Source organism: Pseudomonas sp. GW823-FHT02C02 (genome assembly GCF_058797635.1).
The window spans coordinates 250,837-269,430 of record NZ_JBXAJV010000007.1; the positions used below are offsets into that span (position 1 = coordinate 250,837).

An 18,594-nucleotide genomic window follows, 5' to 3' on the forward strand; every position below is an offset into this window, starting at 1 on the left:
CCCATAAAACCTGTAAACGTTTAGGAAATTGCCATGAAAGTCTTGATTGTCCACGCTCACCCGGAACCGAAATCCTTTACCGCCGCCCTGCGTGACCAGGCGGTGTCAACGCTTGAGGCTCAGGGGCATGAGGTCCGGGTCAGCGACCTGTACGCGATGAACTGGAACCCGGTGGCCAGTGCCGATGACTTTTCCTCGCGGGAGAACCCCGAGTACCTGGTGTACGCGCTGGAGCAACGCCTTGGGGTGAAGAACCAGTCGCTGGCGCCGGACATCCAGCAAGAACTCGACAAACTGCTGTGGGCTGACTTGCTGATCCTGAACTTCCCGATTTTCTGGTTCTCCGCCCCGGCGATGCTCAAGGGCTGGATTGATCGGGTGTTGGTGTCGGGTATTTGCTACGGCGGCAAACGTTTTTACGACCAGGGCGGATTGAGCGGCAAGAAGGCGCTGGTTACCGTCACCCTGGGCGGCCGTGAGCATATGTTCGGTGATGGCGCGATTCATGGTCCGCTGGAGGATATGTTGCGGCCGATCCTGCGCGGCACGCTGGCCTATGTCGGGTTTGACGTGCTCGAGCCGTTCGTGGCCTGGCATGTGCCGTACATCAGTGACGAAGCACGCAAAGATTTCCTGCACAGTTATCAGCAGCGTCTGGAGCATCTGAGTGATGACCGGCCGATGCAGTTTCCGCGCTTGTCGCAGTTTGATGAGGCGTTGTATCCGTTGCCTGGTTGAAAGGGGCTTTTGGCGGGGGCTTGAGGGTGTGTTTTCCGGCCCCATCGCGAGCAGGCTCGCTCTTACCGAGGGTTTGTGTACGCCACAGATCTCCTGTGGGAGCGAACCTGCTCGCGAAGGGGCCAGCGAGTTCAACCCCGAAAAACGAAATATGCCGAAGCTGTTCCCGATCACTGAACAGGTTCGGCAGAGGTGATCGGGTTTAAATCTCCTTCACCGGCGTTTCACCCTCAACCCCTTTGATCAACCCGATGGCATGCAGGCAATCCGCCTTGTTCACATACGACTCGCCACTGGCGATCGTCTCGTGGTTCCCCGCCCTCAAGCGCCAGCGCCATTGTCCTTTGCCGGTGCTCGGCGTGCCTTTGGATTGCCTGTAAATCTCGAAATACATTCTGCTCGCTCCATGCGATGGGTCATCGCGACAACCTGTGTGTCGCATCGGGGGCAAGCCTAGCGGAGCTGGGTTTTTTGGCCATCAGGCATTTGTTTCCAGGCATTTGAAAATATTTCAGCCCGCGCTGCCGGGTCGGTGTGGATGGCCAAAACCCCCGCAGTTTCGCCCTTGCATCACCTCCCTCGGTCCTGCTTAATACGACACGGCTCATGGCGTCGAGCAGCTGTCGACGACCTCGGATTGTAGAAAAATCACTATAAAAAAAGAGCAATCAATTGACTCATCAGCACGGAACGCAACTGACCGGGCATGTGCAGCTTTCGCTCGTGATACCGGTTTTCAATGAGGCGGCGACCATTGATTTGTTCATCGCGCGGATCACTGACGTCTTCAAGGATGAAACGCTGATCGGTCTGGAAATGGTGTTCGTCAACGACGGCAGCACCGACACCACGCTCGACCTGCTGCTGGAGCGCCAACAGACCGATTCGCGCCTGCGCATCGTCGATCTGAGCCGCAATTTCGGCAAGGAAGCGGCCCTGACCGCCGGCTTGCAGACCGCCACCGGCCAGGTGGTGGTGCCAATCGACGTCGATTTGCAGGACCCGCCTGAAGTGATCCTCGAGATGATCGCCCTTTGGCGTGAAGGCTATGAAGTGGTGCTGGGTCATCGTGTGAGTCGCAAGACCGACTCCTGGGCCAAGCAAACCTCGGCCAACTGGTTTTATCGCCTGCACAACAAAATCGCTGAGCAACATCTGCCGGAAAACGTCGGCGATTTTCGGCTGATGGACCGTTGTGTGGTGGATGCCCTGCAAACCCTGCCTGAGTCCCGGCGCTTCATGAAAGGCCTGTTTGCCTGGGTCGGGTTTCGCACGACGCATGTGAACTACGAGCGCCTTGAACGGGTGGCGGGGGCGAGCAAGTTCAACGGCTGGCGGTTGTGGAACTTCGCGCTGGAAGGCATCACCAGTTTCAGCACCGAACCGCTGCGCATCTGGACGTATCTGGGGCTGTTCGTCTCGCTGATCTCGTTCTCGTTTGCCATTTTCATCATCTTGCGAACCTTGATTTCCGGTGTCGATTTGCCGGGTTATGCGTCGCTGATGGTCGCCGTCACGTTTCTGGGCGGCCTGCAATTGATCGGCATCGGCGTGCTGGGTGAATACCTGGGCCGCACGTATATCGAGTCAAAACGCCGCCCGGTGTATCTGGTGCGGCGCGTCTACGACCCGAAGGACTGAACCATGGATCTCAAGGAAACCGACATCCTCGGTTCGAGCATCGACCAGCACTGGTATTACGCCTCCAAAGCGGCGGCCACCACGCGAATGCTGGGTAACACGCCGGTCACAAGGATTCTCGACGTAGGCGCGGGCTCCGGATTCTTTTCCCACCATTTGCTGAGGCATTCGGCGGCCCGTGAAGCCTGGTGCGTCGACATCAGTTACGACCAGGATTCGGACGCCACCACCGCCGGTAAACCGGTGCATTACCGTCGCGGCATCGACTCGGTGGATGCCGATCTGGTGCTGCTGATGGATGTGCTGGAACATGTCGATGACGACGTCGGGTTGCTCAAGGCTTACGTCGATAAAGTCCCCTCCGGCAGCCGTTTCCTGATGACGGTGCCAGCGTTCCAGTTTCTCTGGAGCGGGCACGATGACTTCCTGGAACACAAGCGCCGCTACACTTTGGCGCAGCTGGAAACGGTGGCCCGGGACGCCGGTTTGACCGTGAAACAGGGGGCTTATTACTTCGGCCTGGTGTTCCCGATTGCTGCGACCCTGCGCTTGTTGCCCAAGGGCGCACAACCGTCGCCACCACGCTCGCAACTCAAGCAGCACCACCCACTGGTGAATACGGTTTTGAAGACGCTGTGCAGCGTCGAACTGCCCTTCATGGGCGCGAATCGTCTGGCCGGATTGACTGTGTTTGTCCTGGCGCAGAAGCCGTGACGTCAGCCGAAAAATCCGCCCTGATCCAGCGTGGCCTGCGTTTTGCCGTGACCGGGTTGTTCGTCACGGCCCTGCATGCGCTGGTCGCCGTGTTGTTCATCCATTACGTGCTGCCTCTACCGCCCTTGGCCAACGGCGCGGCGTTTGCCGTGGCGACCGTGGTGTCTTACCTGATCAATACCACGTGGAGCTTTTCCGCCCGTTTGCACGGCAAAACGCTGCTGCGCTTCATGATGGTTTCCGCTGCCGGATTCCTGCTGGCGATGCTGGTGGCCTGGGCTGCGCAAATGGCCGGGCTGCATTATTTGCTGGGGATTGGCGCAGTGGCGCTGACCCTTCCGGCCTTCACCTTTGTATTGCATAACTTCTGGACGTATCGATGAAGGATTTCGCTAGACGCCTGCCACTCAACCTCTTGCCGCTGTTGATCGGTGTTGTGGCCTTTTTCCTCATCATCGGGCCACGGGCGCTGAACCCGCAAAACATCGCGTGGCTGGGCAATGGCGATCCGGCGACCCATTACCTGGGATGGGCTTTTTTCCGGCAGTCGCCGTGGACTTTTCCCATAGGGCTCAATCCTTCCTATGGAATGGAACTGGGCAATGGCATCATTTTCTCTGATTCCAATCCGCTGCTGGCCTTCCTGTTCAAACCGTTCGCCTCGCTGTTGCCGATGCCTTTTCAGTATTTTGGTCTCTGGCTCCTGACCTGCTTCGTCCTGCAGGCGTGGTTCGCCTGGAAACTGGTCGGGCTAATTTCTTCGCACGTCGGTGTACGGGCCGTGAGTACGGCGTTATTCCTTTTCGTTCCGCCGATGCTCATGCGCATGCCCTTTCATTTGTCCCTGGGTGGTCATTTTCTTGTTTTGGCCTCGTTGTACCTGGGGCTGCATCCGCAACTGCAGCGTCGACGTCTGTGCTGGGGGGCGTTGCTGGCGGCGGCCGCGTTGGTTCATGCTTACTTTTTGGCGATGGTTGCAGTGATCTGGATGGCCAATCTCGCTACCGGTTGGTCCAGGAAAGAACTGACGCTACGGTCGGCGTTAATCGAATTCATTACGCTGTTTTCGTTGGTCAGTTTTTGCTGTTGGCAGGCGGGGTATTTTTCGGTGGGCGGCGACAGCGCGATATCCGATGGTTTTGGCATGTACGCCATGAACCTGCTGTCACTGTTCGACTCAGGGAACTGGTCCTATTTACTGAAGGATCTGCCCGGTGTTCAAGGGTTCGGTGACGGCGAAGGGTTTGTCTTTCTCGGACTTGGGCTGATCACGCTGGGCATCTGTGCCGTGGTCGGTTTACTTCAAGGTCATACCGGCTTCAGGCAACAACTGGGGCGGCGCCCCTTTATACTGTTGGCGCTGGTGGGGCTGACTGTTTTCGCGATATCAAACCATGTGGCCATGGGCTTGCTGGAGTTCACCTATCCGCTGCCGCCGGTGGTGATTTCCATCGTCAACATCTTCCGCGCCTCGGGCCGGATGTTTTGGCCGGTGTACTACGCGATTATCTTCGCCATCCTTTTCCTCGTGATTCGCGCCAATACACCCCGCACCGCTGTGAGCTTGCTGTCACTGGCGCTACTGATTCAGGTGCTGGACACTCACGCCGGCTGGATGGTGGTTCGCAAGCAATTGATGATTGAACCCGCTACGAAGTGGGCATCGCCCATGGTCGATCCATTCTGGGAAAGTGCCGCGGCCCATTACCGGAACATTCGCTGGATTGTTCCGCAGAATCTCTCCCCGCACTGGATGGCGGTGGCTGATTTTGCCGGCGCCCATGGCATGGCAACGAATGCGGTTTACCTTGGGCGAATGGACACTGCCAATTGGAAACGCGCCGACCGGGAGACGGCTGATGTAATGGCCTCCGGGAAGTATGATGCCGACACTTTGTATTTGCTGGATGAGCGTGCGCTGCTCCAGGCCGTAATGAACGTCGATACCTCAAAGGATCTGTTCACCCGGATTGATGGCTTCACTGTGTTGGCTCCGGGCTGGAAACAGTGCAGTGAGTGCCTGCAGGCGGCCCCGCAAATTAACCCGGTGGAGCTGGTTCCGTCCGTTGAACCCGGACAAAAAACGCCATTCAGCTACGGCAGCAAGGGCAGGGCGCTGCTGGCCAAGGGGTGGTCCGATTCCGAACTTTGGGGTACCTGGTCCGAAGGTGCCAGCGCTGAAGTCATGTTCCGGGCTCCGGCGCCCGTGCATTCCTTGCATCTGGAGACCACGGCGTTTTTACCTCCAGGTCATGCGAGACAGGGGGTTGTCATCAATATCAACGGCCTGCCGGCATTGAATGCCCAACTTGAGCAGGCCGATGGCAACATTATCGATGTGCGCCTCACCGCCGAGATGCAACAACGGGTATCGAGTCAGGGCGTGTTGAGTCTGCAATTGCAGTTTGCCGACGCCGTCAGCCCGAAACAATTCGGGATAGGACAGGACGAGCGAAAACTCGCGCTCGGATTGAAGACCTTGACGGTCAATTGAAAGCCAACGCAAGTAGACGCCCCCGTCGCGCCTTTCTAAACTGCCCGCAGTGTTGGGGAACGGGGGCAAGGAATGAATCGCAACGAACTGCGCAAGGCTGACATCAACCTGATGGTGGTGTTCGAAACGTTGATGCTGGAGCGCAACGTCACGCGTGTGGCGGAGAAGCTGTTTCTCGGCCAGCCGACCATCAGTGCCGCGCTTAACCGCTTGCGGACGATGTTCAACGATCCACTGTTCATTCGCGTCGGCCATCGCATGGAGCCGACCGCGCGGGCCGAGGAAATCATCCTGCACCTGTCGCCAGCGCTGGACTCGTTGTCAGTGGCCCTTAGCCTGACCCATGATTTTGATCCGGCCAGCAGCACCATGACCTTTCGCATCGGGCTGTCGGATGACGTCGAGTTCGGCCTGTTGCCGCCGCTGCTGCGCGCCTTGCGCCAGGAAGCGCCGAAGGTGGTGTTCGTGGTTCAGCATGTCGATTACTGGCGCATTCCCGACTTGCTGGCCTCCGGTGATATCACGGTCGGCATCAGCCAGACCCGCGGCCTGCCAGCCAATGCCAAACGCAAGTTGTTGCGGCACATCCAGCCGAGCATTTTGCGCGCCGATGCCTCGGACACCCCGCTGACCCTCGATGAATATTGCTCACGACCGCACGTGCTGGTGTCGCACACCGCCAACGTCAGTGGCTACGCTGATGAATGGCTGGCGGAGATCGGCCGCACGCGCCAAGTCGTGCTGTCGGTGCCGCAGTACAGTTCGTTGCCGGCCTTGCTCGCCGGCACCGACCTGATCGCCAGCCTGCCGGATTACGCCGCCGAGGCGATGGCCGCCTCGGGTCAGTTATTCAAGGAAGCCTTTCCGTTCAAGACCCCGACACTGGACTTGTCCATGGTCTGGCTCAGCCATGTCGATACCGATCCGGCCGAACGCTGGTTGCGCGCGCGGCTGGAGGCGTTCATGAGTGAGCGTCTTGAATCGCCGCTGTCCAAATGAGTCGGACGACGCTGTGTTATATGTAGGTCCTTTCTGCACACTACCAGGAGCCAGACCATGCCCCACCTGCACATGGAATACACCGCCAACCTGCCTGAGCTTAACGCTGACGTGGCGTTGATTCGGCTCAATAATGCCTTGGTGGCTTCCGGTCAGTTTGCTGCGGAGTTCGATATCAAGAGCCGTGCGGTGAAGGTCGAGACGTTCAAGATCGGCACGGCGATGGGGGAGCGGGCGTTTGTGCATGTGAAGCTGGCGCTGCTGAGCGGTCGCTCGCCGCAGATCAAAAAACAGTTATCCGAGAGCCTGCTGACCGTGGTGCAGGAGCTGTGTGAATGGCCGTCGGGGGTTGAAGTCCAGTTGTGCGTGGAGATCCTCGACATCGACCGGGAGTCCTACACCAAGACGGCCATCGGCCACTGAGTTTCAGGCCATATCCTGCTCGGCGCAGGCTTTGATCACCTGCTCGCGCAGCCACGTGTTGGCGCTGTCCTGATCGACACTTTGACTCCACTGCATGTCCAGGGTGAAACCCGGCAAGCCGTTGGGCGCTTCGCAGTGATTGAAGATCGCCTCGTTGGCCAGCAATTGCTGGATACGGCGGGGCAACGTCAGGATGAAGTCAGTGCCGGTGATCATTTTCAGCGCCGCGCTGTAGCTGTTGGAGCGCGCGATAATCTGCCGTTTATGCGCCTGTCGCGCCAGCCAGCCATCGACCATGTTGGTGGTGGAGGTCCACGGTGTCGGAAACACATGCCGGCGTTCGACAAACGCCTTCAGGCTTAAACGGGGTTCCAGTGGCGTGGCGCGTTTGTCGAAGACGCAGACCAGATCATCTTCGAGCAACAACCGGGATTTGAGGTCGCTGTGGCTGCGATGAAGATGGGGGCCAAAACAAATCACCAGGTCGAGGCTGCCATCGCGCAGGTCTTCGGCGGGGATGTCGGTTTCGAACTTGTGCATGTTGACCATCACCGGCAGGTCGGCGAAATCAAAGCTTTTCAACAGGCGCGGCAGGATCAACTGCTCGAAGTATTCCGGTGCGCAGATGTTGAACGTGACCGGTTGCAAGGTCGGGTCGAACGCCTGGGCGCCGGCATGGCAGAGGTTGATGCTTTCGAGGATCTTCAGCACGTGGGTGTACATGGTGCTGGCTTTGTAAGTGGGGCGCATACCCGTGCGGGTATTAATGAATAACTCGTCTTCAAAACTGGTGCGCAGTTTCTTCAGGCAGTAACTCACGGTGGACTGGCTGACGCACAGCGCCTCCGACACACCGGTGACGCTGCTTTGCTCATACACGGCGACAAACACCATGAGGTCTTGCATATCGAGCTTTCTAAGCAAGTTACTGTTCAGCATCCGTTCTGTCTCGCTGTGCTCCTTGCGCTGACTGTGCGCAAACGTGTGCGAACGATCCTAACGGAACGATGGTGCCAGGAGAATGCCCTGTAAGACGTTTCACAGTCAGTTGTGGGACAGAAAATGTAACGAACACGACTTATGAATTTAATCCCATAAAACATGGCCGAAGGCCTTTACCCATGAGCGGTGGCAGGCACCGTGCGACAAGGTGTTGGACAACGTGCTCAGGTAGCGCCAGGAAATTGCCGGGCGTAATGCCGCGGATTGAAACGCAGGGCGATCAGGATCATCAGCGCCATGACACCGGTCAGGCACCACCAGGCCGATTCGAAGCTGCCCGACCGATCTCGGACCATCCCGGCCATCAGCGGCGAAAGACCGGCGATCAGGTAGCCGATGCCTTGTACGAAGGCCGTCAGCCCGCCGGCGCGTTGCGGGTTGTCGAGATGATCCAGCGACACAATCAGGCTCATCGGGAACAGACCGCCGATGCCCAGCCCCAACAGGCACGGCCACAGCAGGCTGAAGTGTTGCGGGCTGAGGATCAGCCCACAGAAACCGGCCATGATCAGCGCCAGCAACACCACCAGCACCAGGCGTCGGTCACGGCTGCGGTTGGCGATGGCGGGGGTCACCAGCCCGGACAGCACTTCCATGGCCGTCAAGAAGCCCAGCAGCAAACCGGCGTTTTGTTCGCTCCAGCCCTTTTCCACGTAGTACGGCGCCAGCCAGGCCAGCACACAGGTGTAGGACGCAGTGCCCAAACCGAAGAAGACGGCGAGTAACCAGGCGCGGGAATGAGTGAGGAACGATGTGTTGCGTGGTGCGAGTACCGTTGGCGCCGATGTCCCCGCACGCCCCAGGCCCCAGAACAGCAATGCCACCAGGGCCAGCGCGGCCCAGATTGCCAGGCCCGCGCGCCAACTGCCGGTACGGGCCATCACCAGGGGCGCAAACGAGGCCGCTATCGCCGCACCGCCCATGATCGACGTCACGTAGAGCCCCATGCACACGGCAACGTTGTCGCTGAACCTGGATTTGATCAGCGCCGGCGTCAATGCCTGGATCAGCGCAATACCGATGCCGGCCAGCATGGCGCTGAGGATCAGTTCGGCGGCCGAGTCCACGAACAGCCGCGAGACCGTGGCCAGACCAATGATCGACAGTGAAATCACCACCGTGCGTTGTTCGCCAAGGCGTTGGCTGACGCTCAAGCCGAAGAACATCGCCAGCCCCATGGCCATGACCGGCAGCATGGTCAGCAGCGAGGCCAGGCTGAAACTCAACGGGATGTCCCCGCGAATGGCCGACAGCAAAGGCCCGACGGCCGCCATCGACGGACGCAGGTTCAGGGCGACGAGAAGGATGCTGACCATCAGCCAGAGGGCAGGGCGGGAAGTTGCGCGAACGTTTTCCATCAATCGGGCCTTGAAAAATCAGGAGCCGATTAGGCGCGCGAGGGCGGGAGGCCGCAAATCAGATAGTGCGCAGCGGTATTTAAAAATTAAATACCGGTGCCACACCGTGGATCCCCTGTTGGAGCGAGCCTGCTCGTGATAGCGGTGTTTCAATCGATGCATGTGCTGACTGACACACCGCTATCGCGAGCAGGCTCGCTCCCACAGGGATCGGCGGTGTTTGGGAGAATGATTGTTTAGCCAGCCCACACCCAAAGTTCTTCAAATCCCGATTTAACGACCTGAGCGCCCGTGTGACGCTGCTGCTCATCTGTTTTCTGCGGTTATCTCTATGGACGGTTGTCCCGTCGCACTTCCCTCTGAATTAGCCTTCTGGGCGTTATGGCACTGCCGTCACGCACGCCCACCGGATGCCTGCCTTTCCCGTTGATTCTTCTGACAGGTCCCGCGCTGTGCGCCGGGATCAAACCGGCAGCGCCTGCGCGTTTGCCTGACGCGGAAACAAGAGAATTCCCATGAGTTGTGCCACGACCTCCTTCGCCACGAAGCAAGAAGCTTTGACCTTTCTCGAACAGAACCCGGATATCGAGATGTTCGAACTGTTCATCCTCGACAACAACGGCGTGCCACGGGGCAAGTTGCTGCATCGTGATGAACTGCTGGCGGTGTACGAAAGCGGAAGGCCGTTGCCGAGCACCATTCTCGGCCTGACCATCAACGGCGATGACGTGGAAAACTCAGGCCTGGTCTGGGACGTCGGCGACATCGATTGCCGGGCGTACCCGATCAGCGGCAGTTTGACGCGCATGCCGTGGCGGTTGATTCCGACGGCGGCGGTGCAGGTCAGCATGCACCCCAAAGAAGGCATGCCGGCGACGATTGCTGATCCACGGCATCTGCTGGCGAAGGTGATCGAAGGCTTGCAGGCCGACGGTTATTACCCGGTGATGGCGGCGGAGCTGGAGTTCTATTTGCTCGATCAGCAGCGCGACAGCAACGGTCGGCCGCAACCGGCGCGGGACGTCGATGGCGGGCGTCCGCGCTCGACGCAGGTCTACGGTTTGCGGGAGCTGGAGCAGATCGAGCCGTTTCTGGCGGATCTCTACAGTGCCTGCAAATTGCAGGGCATTCCGGCGCGCACGGCGATTTCCGAATACGCGCCGGGGCAAGTGGAAATCACCCTCGAACACCGCACCGATGCCCTACAGGCGATGGACGAAGCGGTGCGTTACAAGCGACTGGTCAAGGGTGTTGCGCATAAACACGGGATGGCCGCCTGCTTTATGGCCAAACCGTTCGATGACCTGGCGGGCACCGGCATGCACATGCACGTCAGCCTGGCGGACAAGGACGGCAACAACCTGTTCGCCAGCGAGTCCGCGGACGGCACGCCGCTGCTCAAACAAGCGGTCGGCGGCATGCTCAGTACCTTGCTCGATTCGCTGCTGCTGTTCTGCCCGAACGCCAACTCCTACCGTCGATTCCAGACCAACAGCTATGCGCCGCTGGCAGCGACTTGGGGAGTGGACAACCGCACCGTGAGTTTGCGCGTACCCGGTGGCCCGGCGTTCTCGCGGCACATCGAGCACCGCATCTGCGGCGCTGACGCCAACCCGTATCTGGCCGCCGCAGCAATTCTGGCCGGCATCCATCGCGGCATTCGTGAACAGCTCGACCCAGGCGCGCCCGTGGAAGGCAATGGTTACGCCCAGGCCACGGAGTTGTTGCCAACCGATTGGCTGACCACCTTGCGGGCGCTGGAAGGTTCGACCTGGGCGCGTGAAGCGTTCGGCGCGGAATTCCTCGGCGTGTACCTGGCGGTGAAGCGCGCCGAGTATCGGCAATTCATGGGCGAAGTCGGGGAGCAGGACTGGCGTTGGTATTTGCATCAGGCCTGAACAAAAGCTGAACCATTCTCAAATAAGTAAAAGTACCGAGTGGATAACAGGAGCCAACTAATCGTTGGCTTCTTTTTCACAAAAAATTGATGGTTGGCTGCCTAAAGTTAGTGCTGTCACGGTAAATGAAATTTTCACATTTGCCATGAACACTTCTTTTCAGGAATAGTCCATCACTATGTTGAAGTTCAAACCCGTGCGCCCGGAGTGGGTGACACTGATTGCCAGCGCCTTTCTGCTGATTGGCTTTAATCCAGTGCTCTGGCAGCGCTTGTTTGACATCACCGCCGCGGACGGTAAAGGCATCGTCATGCTTGTCGCTTTTGGCGTGATGATTCTGGCGGCCTTCAATATTGTGCTGACCTTCCTGGCGTTCCGCTACGTCATGAAGCCGGTCCTGATGCTGATGTTTATGGTCAGCGCGGGCGTGGCGTACTTCATGAGTCAATACGGTGTGCTGATTGACACCGGCATGTTGCGCAACTTCGCGCAAACCAACGCGACGGAAGTGCGTGACTTACTCTCACTGAAGTTGCTGGTCTATATTCTTCTGCTCGGTGTTTTGCCTTCATGGTTGTTGTGGAAAGTTCCGGTTGATTACCGCCGCTGGCACCGTGAGTTGGTAAGTAAGGCGCTGGTGAGTGTTGCTTCAGTTGCGGTGATCGGTGGTGTCGCGCTGGTGAACTATCAAGGGCTGTCTTCGTTGTTTCGCAATCACCATGAATTGCGCCTGATGGTGGTGCCGAGTAACTACATCGGTGCTTCGTTCGGCTTTCTGCGCGAGCAAGTAGTCTCTGCCCGGCAACCCTTCGTCAAGGTCGGTGAAGATGCCCAGCGAAATCCCGCCTGGCAAACCCACGGCCGTAAATCCCTGACAGTGCTGGTCGTCGGCGAAAGTGCCCGGGCCGAGAACTTCGGCATCCTCGGTTACGACCGCGACACCACCCCCAAACTGGATAAGGAACCCGGCCTGATCGCTTTCACCGACGTGCATTCCTGCGGCACGGAAACAGCCGTGTCCGTGCCGTGCATGTTCTCGAACATGGGCCGCAAGAATTACAACGCCAGCACCGCGAAGAATGAAGAGGGCTTGCTGGACGTACTCAAGCGCGCCGGTCTCGACGTGATCTGGCGTGACAATCAATCGGGCTGTAAAGGCACGTGCGATCGGGTCACCCTCGATGACGTCAGCAACCTCAAGGACCCGGTGTTGTGCGCCAACAGTGAATGCCGCGACGAAATTCTCCTGCAAGGTCTGCAGCACTTCATCGACACGCTGGACAAGGACACCGTGCTGGTCCTGCACCAGATGGGCAGCCATGGCCCGGAATACTTCAAGCGTTACCCGAAAGAGTACGAACGCTTCACGCCCGTCTGTGAAAGCAACGCACTGAATAATTGCAGCCGCGAAAGTATCGTCAATGGCTACGACAACACGCTGGTGTACACCGACCACGTGCTGTCGACGTTGATTGATACGTTGCGCAGCAACCAGGACAAAGTCGATACCGCGATGGTTTACCTGTCGGACCACGGCGAGTCGCTGGGCGAGTACAACTTGTTCCTCCATGGCACGCCTTACATGCTGGCGCCGGAACAGCAGAAACGCGTGGCCATGCTGGCGTGGTTCTCCGACAGCTACCAAAAGTCGTTCTCGGTGGACACCCATTGCCTGCAACTGAGCCGGGACAAGCCGCTGAGCCAGGACAACCTGTTCCATTCGATGCTCGGTCTGCTGGAGGTCAACAGCAAGGTCTACAACCAGGATCTGGACATGTTTGCCGGTTGCCGCGGCGCTGTGATCGACGGAGTGTTGGCCAAAGAGTAAGTGTTTCGACCTTTTTTTCACGGACCAGTCGTTAATCTGTGGCCGGTCTATTTCCTTACAAGAGTCATTGCACATGTCCGCGCAGCCCCCTTCCGCCATCGAGCTTGAGTTCGCCCGGCGCTACGATCAGGAACACGCCCGCGTCTGCCTTCAGCCGCGACCGCGTGGCCTGGCGGGGCGCCTGGCGTTCTGGCGCGACGAGCAACTGGTGCGCAACGCGCTCAAGGTCGCCGGCGAACCGGGCTTGATGCTGGATGTGGCGTGCGGTGCCGGGCGTTACTGGCCGGTGTTGGCCGAGCACGCGAACCGGGTGATCCTCGCGTCCGATCCGTCGCAGGACATGCTCAACCATGCCCAGACTCACCATGCGCAGAGTCTGCTCAAGCGAATCAAAACGTTCCAGAGTTCAGCCTTCACCCTCGGCTTGTCGGCGAACGCGGTCGACAGCATTTTTTGCATGCAACTGTTTCAGCATATCGACAGCCCGGAGCATCGGTTGGCCCTGCTGGCGGAGTTCCATCGTGTGAGTCGCGATACGGTGATTGTGGCGGTACGAGTCGATGCACATTTCAAGCTGCGCCGCCCAGGCACAGCGGGCGCTCCCCCCCGGCAGCTGGCCGGCAAGGCCGAAGTCGAATTCAGGCTGGCGGGTTTCAGTTTGCTCAGTCATCAGGACTTCTTGCCCGGTTGTGCTCGGATGCGGGTCTATGTGCTGCGTAAGGTCGGTTAACCTCCGCTTGTCAGACATTTCTTGCCGTCTGGCAGGCATTTTCGCTAAAGCTCTTGTTCAGTGGATGCGCGGAAATCGCCGGGGGCGATATATACTGCGCGCCATTCTTCAAGGGAGAGCCGTGTGGCCATCGATATTCACTGGATTCGCGACAACGATAGCCTCGGTCAGTTTTGCGCCGAGTGGCAGCAGCTGCCATTCGTTGCCCTCGACACCGAATTCATGCGGGTCGACACCTTTTACCCGATCGCAGGCTTGCTGCAGATCGGTGATGGCGTACGCGCTTACCTGATTGACCCACTGACCATCGACAACTGGCAGCCTCTGGCCGCGTTGCTGGAAAACCCGGCCGTGGTCAAAGTCGTCCATGCGTGCAGCGAAGACCTCGAAGTATTGCTGCGTCTGACCGGCAGCCTGCCGGCGCCGCTGTTCGATACGCAACTGGCCGCCGCTTACCTGAACCTCGGCTTCTCGATGGGTTATTCGCGGTTGGTGCAGGAAGTGCTCGGCATTGACCTGCCCAAGGGCGAAACCCGTTCCGACTGGCTGCAACGTCCGCTGTCCGACACCCAGATCAGCTACGCCGCCGAAGATGCCTTGCACCTGGCGGAAGTTTTCATACAGCTGCGTCCGAAACTGTCCGACGACAAGTACGCCTGGGTCCTGGAAGACGGCGCCGAGCTGGTGGCCAACCTGCGCCGCGAGATCGATCCCTACGAGGTCTATCGCGAAGCCAAGCTGGCCTGGAAGCTCTCCCGCGCCCAACTCGCCGTGTTGCGTGAACTCTGCGCCTGGCGTGAGCGTGAAGCCCGCGCCCGCGACCTGCCGCGCAATCGCATCGTCCGTGAACACTCGCTGTGGCCGTTGGCACGCACGCAACCGGACAACCTCGGCGCGCTGGCGAAAATCGAAGACATGCACCCGCGTACCGTGCGTCAGGACGGCGAATTTCTGCTTGATCTGATCAAGCGCTCTGGCAGTGTGTCGCCAGATCAATGGCCGCCCGCCGTGCCGGAGCCATTGCCGGTGGACGCCGCCAATCTGGTCAAACAGCTGCGTGCGATCGGCCAGGCCGAAGCCGAGCGCCTGAACATTGCGCCGGAACTGATGCTGCGCAAGAAAACCCTGGAAGCGCTGCTCAAGAGCGGCTACCCCAACGGTCCTTACCAATTGCCTGATTCGCTGCGTGGCTGGCGCCGCGAATTGATGGGCCAGGCGCTGCTCGACAGCCTGGCCACCGCCGGAGAACAGCCTTGAAACGTATTTGCTCCATCTATCGAAGCCTGAAGAAAAACGAGATGTACCTCTATGTGCTCAAAAGCGATGCACTGGAGCGCGTCCCGGAAAGTCTGATGGCCGCCTTCGGCAAACCTCATCACGCTTTCGATCTGGTGCTGACCCCCGAGCGCAAACTGTCGCGCGAGGACATCACCGTGGTCCTGGAAAACCTTGAGAAGCAGGGCTACCACCTGCAAATGCCACCGGCCGAAGACGAATACATCGAACACTTGCCGGAAGAATTGCTGCGACGCAACGACCCGATGTGATCGGCAGACAGGCTCTGTTCAGAGTCTGTGTGAAACACTGGAATGATTTTGGCGATGGCCAGGGCGACGGAGCGAAACTCCGTCGGCGGCCGTTTGCTCTGTTTTCGAAAGGTTTGAACCATGCGCGTTCTGATTGCTGAACACGACCACCCCGTGTACGCCCAACTGTTGCGCCAGGCTGCGCCTGATCTGGAAGTGCTGACCAGCGGCGACTCCGCCGAACTGGCCAGCCAGGCGGCCGACTGCCCGATCTGGCTGGGTCAGCCGGACCTGTTGGCGAACCTGTTGCGCCAGGGCCACCAGCCACAATGGTTGCAATCGACCTGGGCCGGCATCACGCCGCTGCTGGCCGACGGTTTGCGCCGCGATTACCGGCTGACGCGTGCGGTGGGAATTTTTGGTCAGGTCATGGCCGAATACGTCCTGACCTACATGCTTGGCCACGAGCGCGAAGTGCTGGCGCGGTTGGTCAGCCAGGTCGAGCGCAAGTGGGACAGTCGTCAGGGCCAGAGCCTGGCGGGACGCAAGGTGTTGATCGTCGGCACCGGTGACATCGGTTTGACCGTGGCAAAGTTCCTCGTGCCATTTGGTGTTGAGCTGTACGGTATCGCCAGCGAAGCCCGCGAGCAGGCGCCGTTTGTTGAAGTCGGCGTGCTGGCGGACTTGCCACGGCTGGTCGGTGAAGTGGATTTCGTCATCAATCTGCTGCCCAACACCCCCAATACCCACGACTTGTACGACGCGGCGCTGTTCAAGCAGTTCAAGCCGACCGGGTTGTTCATCAATGTCGGGCGCGGCGTGGCCGTGGTCGACGCGGACCTGGTGGAAGCCTTGAAAGAAGGGCATCTGGCGGGCGCGGTCATCGACGTTTGCCGTCAGGAGCCGCTGCCGCAGCGTCATCCATTCTGGACCGCCTGGGGCCTGCTGCTGACCGGCCACAGCTCGGCACCGACCTCGCCATCAATGATGGTCAAGCTGTTTGTCGAAAACTTGCGGGCGTATCAGGCGGGCGAGGCGTTGCGCGGGGAAGTCGACTTCAACCGCGGCTACTGAACCCACCGCTTACTCGGACAGTGTGCAAAACCTGTGGGAGCGAGCCTGCTCGCGATATCGGTGTATCAGTCAACGTTGATGTTGAACGTGACGGCCTCCTCGCGAGCAGGCTCGCTCCCACATGGTTTCTGCTGTGAATCCACTATTTTGTGAACACCAGGAATCAACTGTGGGAGCGAGCCTGCTCGCGATGGCGGTGTGGCTGTCAACGTTGATGTTGAATGTGACGGCCTCATCACGGGCAGGCTTGCTCCCACATGGGTTCTGCTGTGAATCCACTATTTTGTGAACGCCAGAAATCAACTGTAGGAGCGAGCCTGCTCGCGATGGCGGTGTGACAGTCAACGTTGATGTTGAATGTGACGGCCTCATCGCGAGCAGGCTCGTTCCCACATGGGTTCTGCTGTGAATCCACTATTTTGTGAACACCAGGAATCGACTGTGGGAGCGAGCCTGCTCGCGATGGCGGTGTATCAGTCAACGTTGATGTTGAATGTGACGGCCTCAACGCGAGCAGGCTCGCTCCCACATGGGTTCTGCTGTGAATCCACTATTTTGTGAACACCAGGAATCAACTGTGGGAGCGAGCCTGTCCGCGATGGCGGTGTGACAGTCAACGTTGATGTTGAACGTGACGGCCTCATCGCTATCAGGCTCGCTCCCACATGGGTTGTGCTGTGAATCCACTATTTTGTGAACACCAGGAATCAACTGTGGGAGCGAGCCTGCTCGCGATGGCGGTCTGTCAGTCAATATTGACGGAGACTGATACACCGCCATCGCAAGAGACTCGCTCCCGAATTTCTTTTGCGCTGTGGCTTAGAGGGTGAAATCGCCTTCGGCCGCCAGTTCGCTCAGTGGGCGGCGCGGGCTTGGTTCTTCGCGCGCTTGCAGGTAATCGGCCAGCGTCGCTTTATCGCCCAGTTTGCCTACGGCCACCGCCGCGTGCAGTGCGTAACCTTCAGGAATGTTCAGCTCTTTGCGGGTCAGGTCCTGGTCGAAACCGGCCATGCCGTGGGTGTGCCAGCCGCTGATGCTCGCTTGCAGCGCCAGATGGCCCCAGGCCGAACCGGTGTCAAAGGTGTGCCACAGGGCCGGGGTCTCTTCGGTGGCGCCGGGTACCGCGAAGGTGGTTTTAGAGATCACGATCACCAATGCCGAGGCGTGTTGCGCCCAGCCGCGGTTGAATTCATTCAGCAGGCCCAGAAAACGCTCCCAGTTCGGCGTATCGCGGCGCGCGTAGAGAAACCGCCAAGGCTGGGAGTTGTAGGCCGATGGCGCCCAGCGTGCGGCTTCGAAGAAGCTCAACAGGGTTTCTTCGGGAATGGTTTCGCCGGTGAAGGCGCGGGGCGACCAGCGATCGGTGAACTGAGGGTGGATCGCATACTCGGCAACGCGTGGGTTTGCACTCATCAAGAGATTCCTTGCTTCGTTTGAAAGTGAGGGGCGTCTAAAACCCGCAGGCGCAGTTCACCTGAATGCAACGCGGTTGAGCGTTAATGGCATTTGGGCATGGCTCCTTGCGACTGGCAAAACTACGTGGCGGCGCAAAAACTGACAAGCCCGATCTACCGGCAGTCGCCAATGCTTGGCCCGCAAGGGCCTTGGCACTAGACTGGCGGCCTTTTCACCACCTGATGTTGATGCTCGAACCATGGCCGCCAAAGTCGAACCGTTCTGGATACGCAAAACCCTCGATCAACTCGATCCGCAGGAGTGGGAATCGCTGTGCGACGGGTGCGGTCTGTGCTGCCTGCAAAAGCTCGAAGATGAAGAGGACAACTCGGTCTATTACACGCGCATCGCCTGCAAACTGCTGGACCTGAAAACCTGCCAGTGCACCGACTACCCGAACCGTCGTGACTTTGTGCCGGACTGCATCCAGCTCACGCCGGGCAAGGCCGAAGAATTCCGCTGGTTGCCGCCGACCTGCGGCTATCGATTGGTCAGTGAAGGCAAGGACTTGCCCCTGTGGCATCACCTGGTGTGCGGTGATCGCGATGCGGTGCACCATGAACGCATTTCCCAGTCCGGGCGCATGCTCGCCGAAGGCAGCGTGTCCGAGGATGACTGGGAAGACCATCTGATCTTTCGCGCGGGCTGAATGCCCCACTGCATGTGTGGCCACCAACAGGCAGTAACGACAAAAAAAGGGGCCGCTTCGCAGCC

General features: G+C 59.1%; 18 protein-coding genes. 14 read left to right on the top strand and 4 right to left on the bottom strand.

All coding sequences use genetic code 11. From position 1 onward, the window contains the following. Nucleotides 1–33: 33 nt before the first annotated feature. A complete protein-coding gene (locus AC1ROI_RS15110; RefSeq protein WP_102594122.1) occupies nucleotides 34–738 on the top strand; it encodes an NAD(P)H-dependent oxidoreductase in 705 nt (234 codons plus the stop codon). 202 nt (nucleotides 739–940) lie between these two features. Here the strand turns inward: AC1ROI_RS15110 and AC1ROI_RS15115 are convergent, their stop codons facing one another. Then, nucleotides 941–1,132, bottom strand: a complete 192-nt coding sequence (locus tag AC1ROI_RS15115; protein WP_010462174.1) for a YegP family protein — start codon at nucleotides 1,130–1,132, stop codon at nucleotides 941–943. A 278-nt stretch (nucleotides 1,133–1,410) separates the two neighbouring features. Here AC1ROI_RS15115 and AC1ROI_RS15120 point away from each other — a divergent pair, with 278 nt between their 5' ends. The 6 genes from AC1ROI_RS15120 to AC1ROI_RS15145 all read left to right on the top strand — a co-directional run bounded on the left by AC1ROI_RS15120 (nucleotide 1,411) and on the right by AC1ROI_RS15145 (nucleotide 7,009). Continuing rightward, on the top strand, nucleotides 1,411–2,379 hold the full coding sequence (locus tag AC1ROI_RS15120; RefSeq protein WP_010462173.1) for a glycosyltransferase family 2 protein: 969 nt from the start codon (nucleotides 1,411–1,413) through the stop codon (nucleotides 2,377–2,379). A gap of 3 nt (nucleotides 2,380–2,382) precedes the next feature. Then, nucleotides 2,383–3,093: a class I SAM-dependent methyltransferase gene (locus AC1ROI_RS15125; RefSeq protein WP_102594123.1), complete on the top strand. Its 711-nt coding sequence runs from the start codon at nucleotides 2,383–2,385 to the stop codon at nucleotides 3,091–3,093. Then, nucleotides 3,090–3,476 carry a GtrA family protein gene (locus AC1ROI_RS15130; protein WP_010462169.1) on the top strand — a complete coding sequence of 129 codons (387 nt, stop codon included), beginning with the start codon at nucleotides 3,090–3,092 and terminating at the stop codon, nucleotides 3,474–3,476. The genes AC1ROI_RS15125 and AC1ROI_RS15130 overlap by 4 nt, the downstream gene beginning before the upstream one ends. Next, nucleotides 3,473–5,587 (top strand): DUF6311 domain-containing protein, encoded by a 2,115-nt coding sequence (locus AC1ROI_RS15135; RefSeq protein ID WP_102594124.1) that lies wholly within the window; start codon nucleotides 3,473–3,475, stop codon nucleotides 5,585–5,587. The genes AC1ROI_RS15130 and AC1ROI_RS15135 overlap by 4 nt, the downstream gene beginning before the upstream one ends. A gap of 72 nt (nucleotides 5,588–5,659) precedes the next feature. Then, complete coding sequence (locus AC1ROI_RS15140; protein WP_010462165.1) at nucleotides 5,660–6,586, top strand: LysR substrate-binding domain-containing protein; 927 nt, start codon at nucleotides 5,660–5,662, stop codon at nucleotides 6,584–6,586. Nucleotides 6,587–6,643: 57 nt separating this feature from the next. Continuing rightward, entirely contained in the window at nucleotides 6,644–7,009 is a 366-nt protein-coding gene (locus AC1ROI_RS15145; protein WP_010462163.1) for a 5-carboxymethyl-2-hydroxymuconate Delta-isomerase, read from the top strand. Nucleotides 7,010–7,012: 3 nt separating this feature from the next. Here the strand turns inward: AC1ROI_RS15145 and AC1ROI_RS15150 are convergent, their stop codons facing one another. After that, a complete protein-coding gene (locus tag AC1ROI_RS15150; RefSeq protein WP_042932312.1) occupies nucleotides 7,013–7,948 on the bottom strand; it encodes a LysR family transcriptional regulator in 936 nt (311 codons plus the stop codon). Nucleotides 7,949–8,175: 227 nt separating this feature from the next. Beyond that, nucleotides 8,176–9,369 carry a cyanate transporter gene (locus AC1ROI_RS15155; protein WP_102594125.1) on the bottom strand — a complete coding sequence of 398 codons (1,194 nt, stop codon included), beginning with the start codon at nucleotides 9,367–9,369 and terminating at the stop codon, nucleotides 8,176–8,178. 515 nt (nucleotides 9,370–9,884) lie between these two features. Here AC1ROI_RS15155 and AC1ROI_RS15160 point away from each other — a divergent pair. From AC1ROI_RS15160 to AC1ROI_RS15185, 6 genes are all read left to right on the top strand, one after another. Then, on the top strand, nucleotides 9,885–11,267 hold the full coding sequence (locus AC1ROI_RS15160; RefSeq protein WP_077750027.1) for a glutamine synthetase family protein: 1,383 nt from the start codon (nucleotides 9,885–9,887) through the stop codon (nucleotides 11,265–11,267). 178 nt (nucleotides 11,268–11,445) lie between these two features. After that, nucleotides 11,446–13,095 carry a phosphoethanolamine transferase gene (locus tag AC1ROI_RS15165; protein ID WP_083374808.1) on the top strand — a complete coding sequence of 550 codons (1,650 nt, stop codon included), beginning with the start codon at nucleotides 11,446–11,448 and terminating at the stop codon, nucleotides 13,093–13,095. Nucleotides 13,096–13,168: 73 nt separating this feature from the next. Then, a complete protein-coding gene (locus AC1ROI_RS15170) occupies nucleotides 13,169–13,825 on the top strand; it encodes a class I SAM-dependent methyltransferase (RefSeq protein WP_102594126.1) in 657 nt (218 codons plus the stop codon). 123 nt (nucleotides 13,826–13,948) lie between these two features. Further along, entirely contained in the window at nucleotides 13,949–15,082 is a 1,134-nt protein-coding gene (gene rnd / locus AC1ROI_RS15175; protein ID WP_010462151.1) for a ribonuclease D, read from the top strand. Next, the gene (locus tag AC1ROI_RS15180) at nucleotides 15,079–15,372 is read left to right on the top strand and encodes a YcgL domain-containing protein (RefSeq protein WP_007898694.1); all 294 of its coding nucleotides are present in this window, start codon (nucleotides 15,079–15,081) and stop codon (nucleotides 15,370–15,372) included. The genes rnd and AC1ROI_RS15180 overlap by 4 nt, the downstream gene beginning before the upstream one ends. A gap of 120 nt (nucleotides 15,373–15,492) precedes the next feature. Further along, entirely contained in the window at nucleotides 15,493–16,425 is a 933-nt protein-coding gene (locus tag AC1ROI_RS15185) for a D-2-hydroxyacid dehydrogenase (RefSeq protein WP_010462145.1), read from the top strand. Nucleotides 16,426–17,244: 819 nt separating this feature from the next. Here the strand turns inward: AC1ROI_RS15185 and AC1ROI_RS15190 are convergent. Then, nucleotides 17,245–17,838 carry a nitroreductase family protein gene (locus AC1ROI_RS15190; RefSeq protein ID WP_077749176.1) on the bottom strand — a complete coding sequence of 198 codons (594 nt, stop codon included), beginning with the start codon at nucleotides 17,836–17,838 and terminating at the stop codon, nucleotides 17,245–17,247. A gap of 241 nt (nucleotides 17,839–18,079) precedes the next feature. Here AC1ROI_RS15190 and AC1ROI_RS15195 point away from each other — a divergent pair, with 241 nt between their 5' ends. Then, entirely contained in the window at nucleotides 18,080–18,529 is a 450-nt protein-coding gene (locus AC1ROI_RS15195; RefSeq protein ID WP_010462140.1) for a YcgN family cysteine cluster protein, read from the top strand. The last annotated feature ends 65 nt before the right edge of the window (nucleotides 18,530–18,594 follow it).

Coding starts and splice junctions, on each gene's coding strand:
- AC1ROI_RS15110 (WP_102594122.1), top strand. CDS start 34: ATGAAAGTCTTGATTGTCCACGCTCACCCGGAACCGAAATCCTTTACC.
- AC1ROI_RS15115 (WP_010462174.1), bottom strand. CDS start 1,132: ATGTATTTCGAGATTTACAGGCAATCCAAAGGCACGCCGAGCACCGGC.
- AC1ROI_RS15125 (WP_102594123.1), top strand. CDS start 2,383: ATGGATCTCAAGGAAACCGACATCCTCGGTTCGAGCATCGACCAGCAC.
- AC1ROI_RS15135 (WP_102594124.1), top strand. CDS start 3,473: ATGAAGGATTTCGCTAGACGCCTGCCACTCAACCTCTTGCCGCTGTTG.
- AC1ROI_RS15140 (WP_010462165.1), top strand. CDS start 5,660: ATGAATCGCAACGAACTGCGCAAGGCTGACATCAACCTGATGGTGGTG.
- AC1ROI_RS15145 (WP_010462163.1), top strand. CDS start 6,644: ATGCCCCACCTGCACATGGAATACACCGCCAACCTGCCTGAGCTTAAC.
- AC1ROI_RS15150 (WP_042932312.1), bottom strand. CDS start 7,948: ATGCTGAACAGTAACTTGCTTAGAAAGCTCGATATGCAAGACCTCATG.
- AC1ROI_RS15155 (WP_102594125.1), bottom strand. CDS start 9,369: ATGGAAAACGTTCGCGCAACTTCCCGCCCTGCCCTCTGGCTGATGGTC.
- AC1ROI_RS15160 (WP_077750027.1), top strand. CDS start 9,885: ATGAGTTGTGCCACGACCTCCTTCGCCACGAAGCAAGAAGCTTTGACC.
- AC1ROI_RS15165 (WP_083374808.1), top strand. CDS start 11,446: ATGTTGAAGTTCAAACCCGTGCGCCCGGAGTGGGTGACACTGATTGCC.
- AC1ROI_RS15170 (WP_102594126.1), top strand. CDS start 13,169: ATGTCCGCGCAGCCCCCTTCCGCCATCGAGCTTGAGTTCGCCCGGCGC.
- AC1ROI_RS15185 (WP_010462145.1), top strand. CDS start 15,493: ATGCGCGTTCTGATTGCTGAACACGACCACCCCGTGTACGCCCAACTG.
- AC1ROI_RS15190 (WP_077749176.1), bottom strand. CDS start 17,838: ATGAGTGCAAACCCACGCGTTGCCGAGTATGCGATCCACCCTCAGTTC.
- AC1ROI_RS15195 (WP_010462140.1), top strand. CDS start 18,080: ATGGCCGCCAAAGTCGAACCGTTCTGGATACGCAAAACCCTCGATCAA.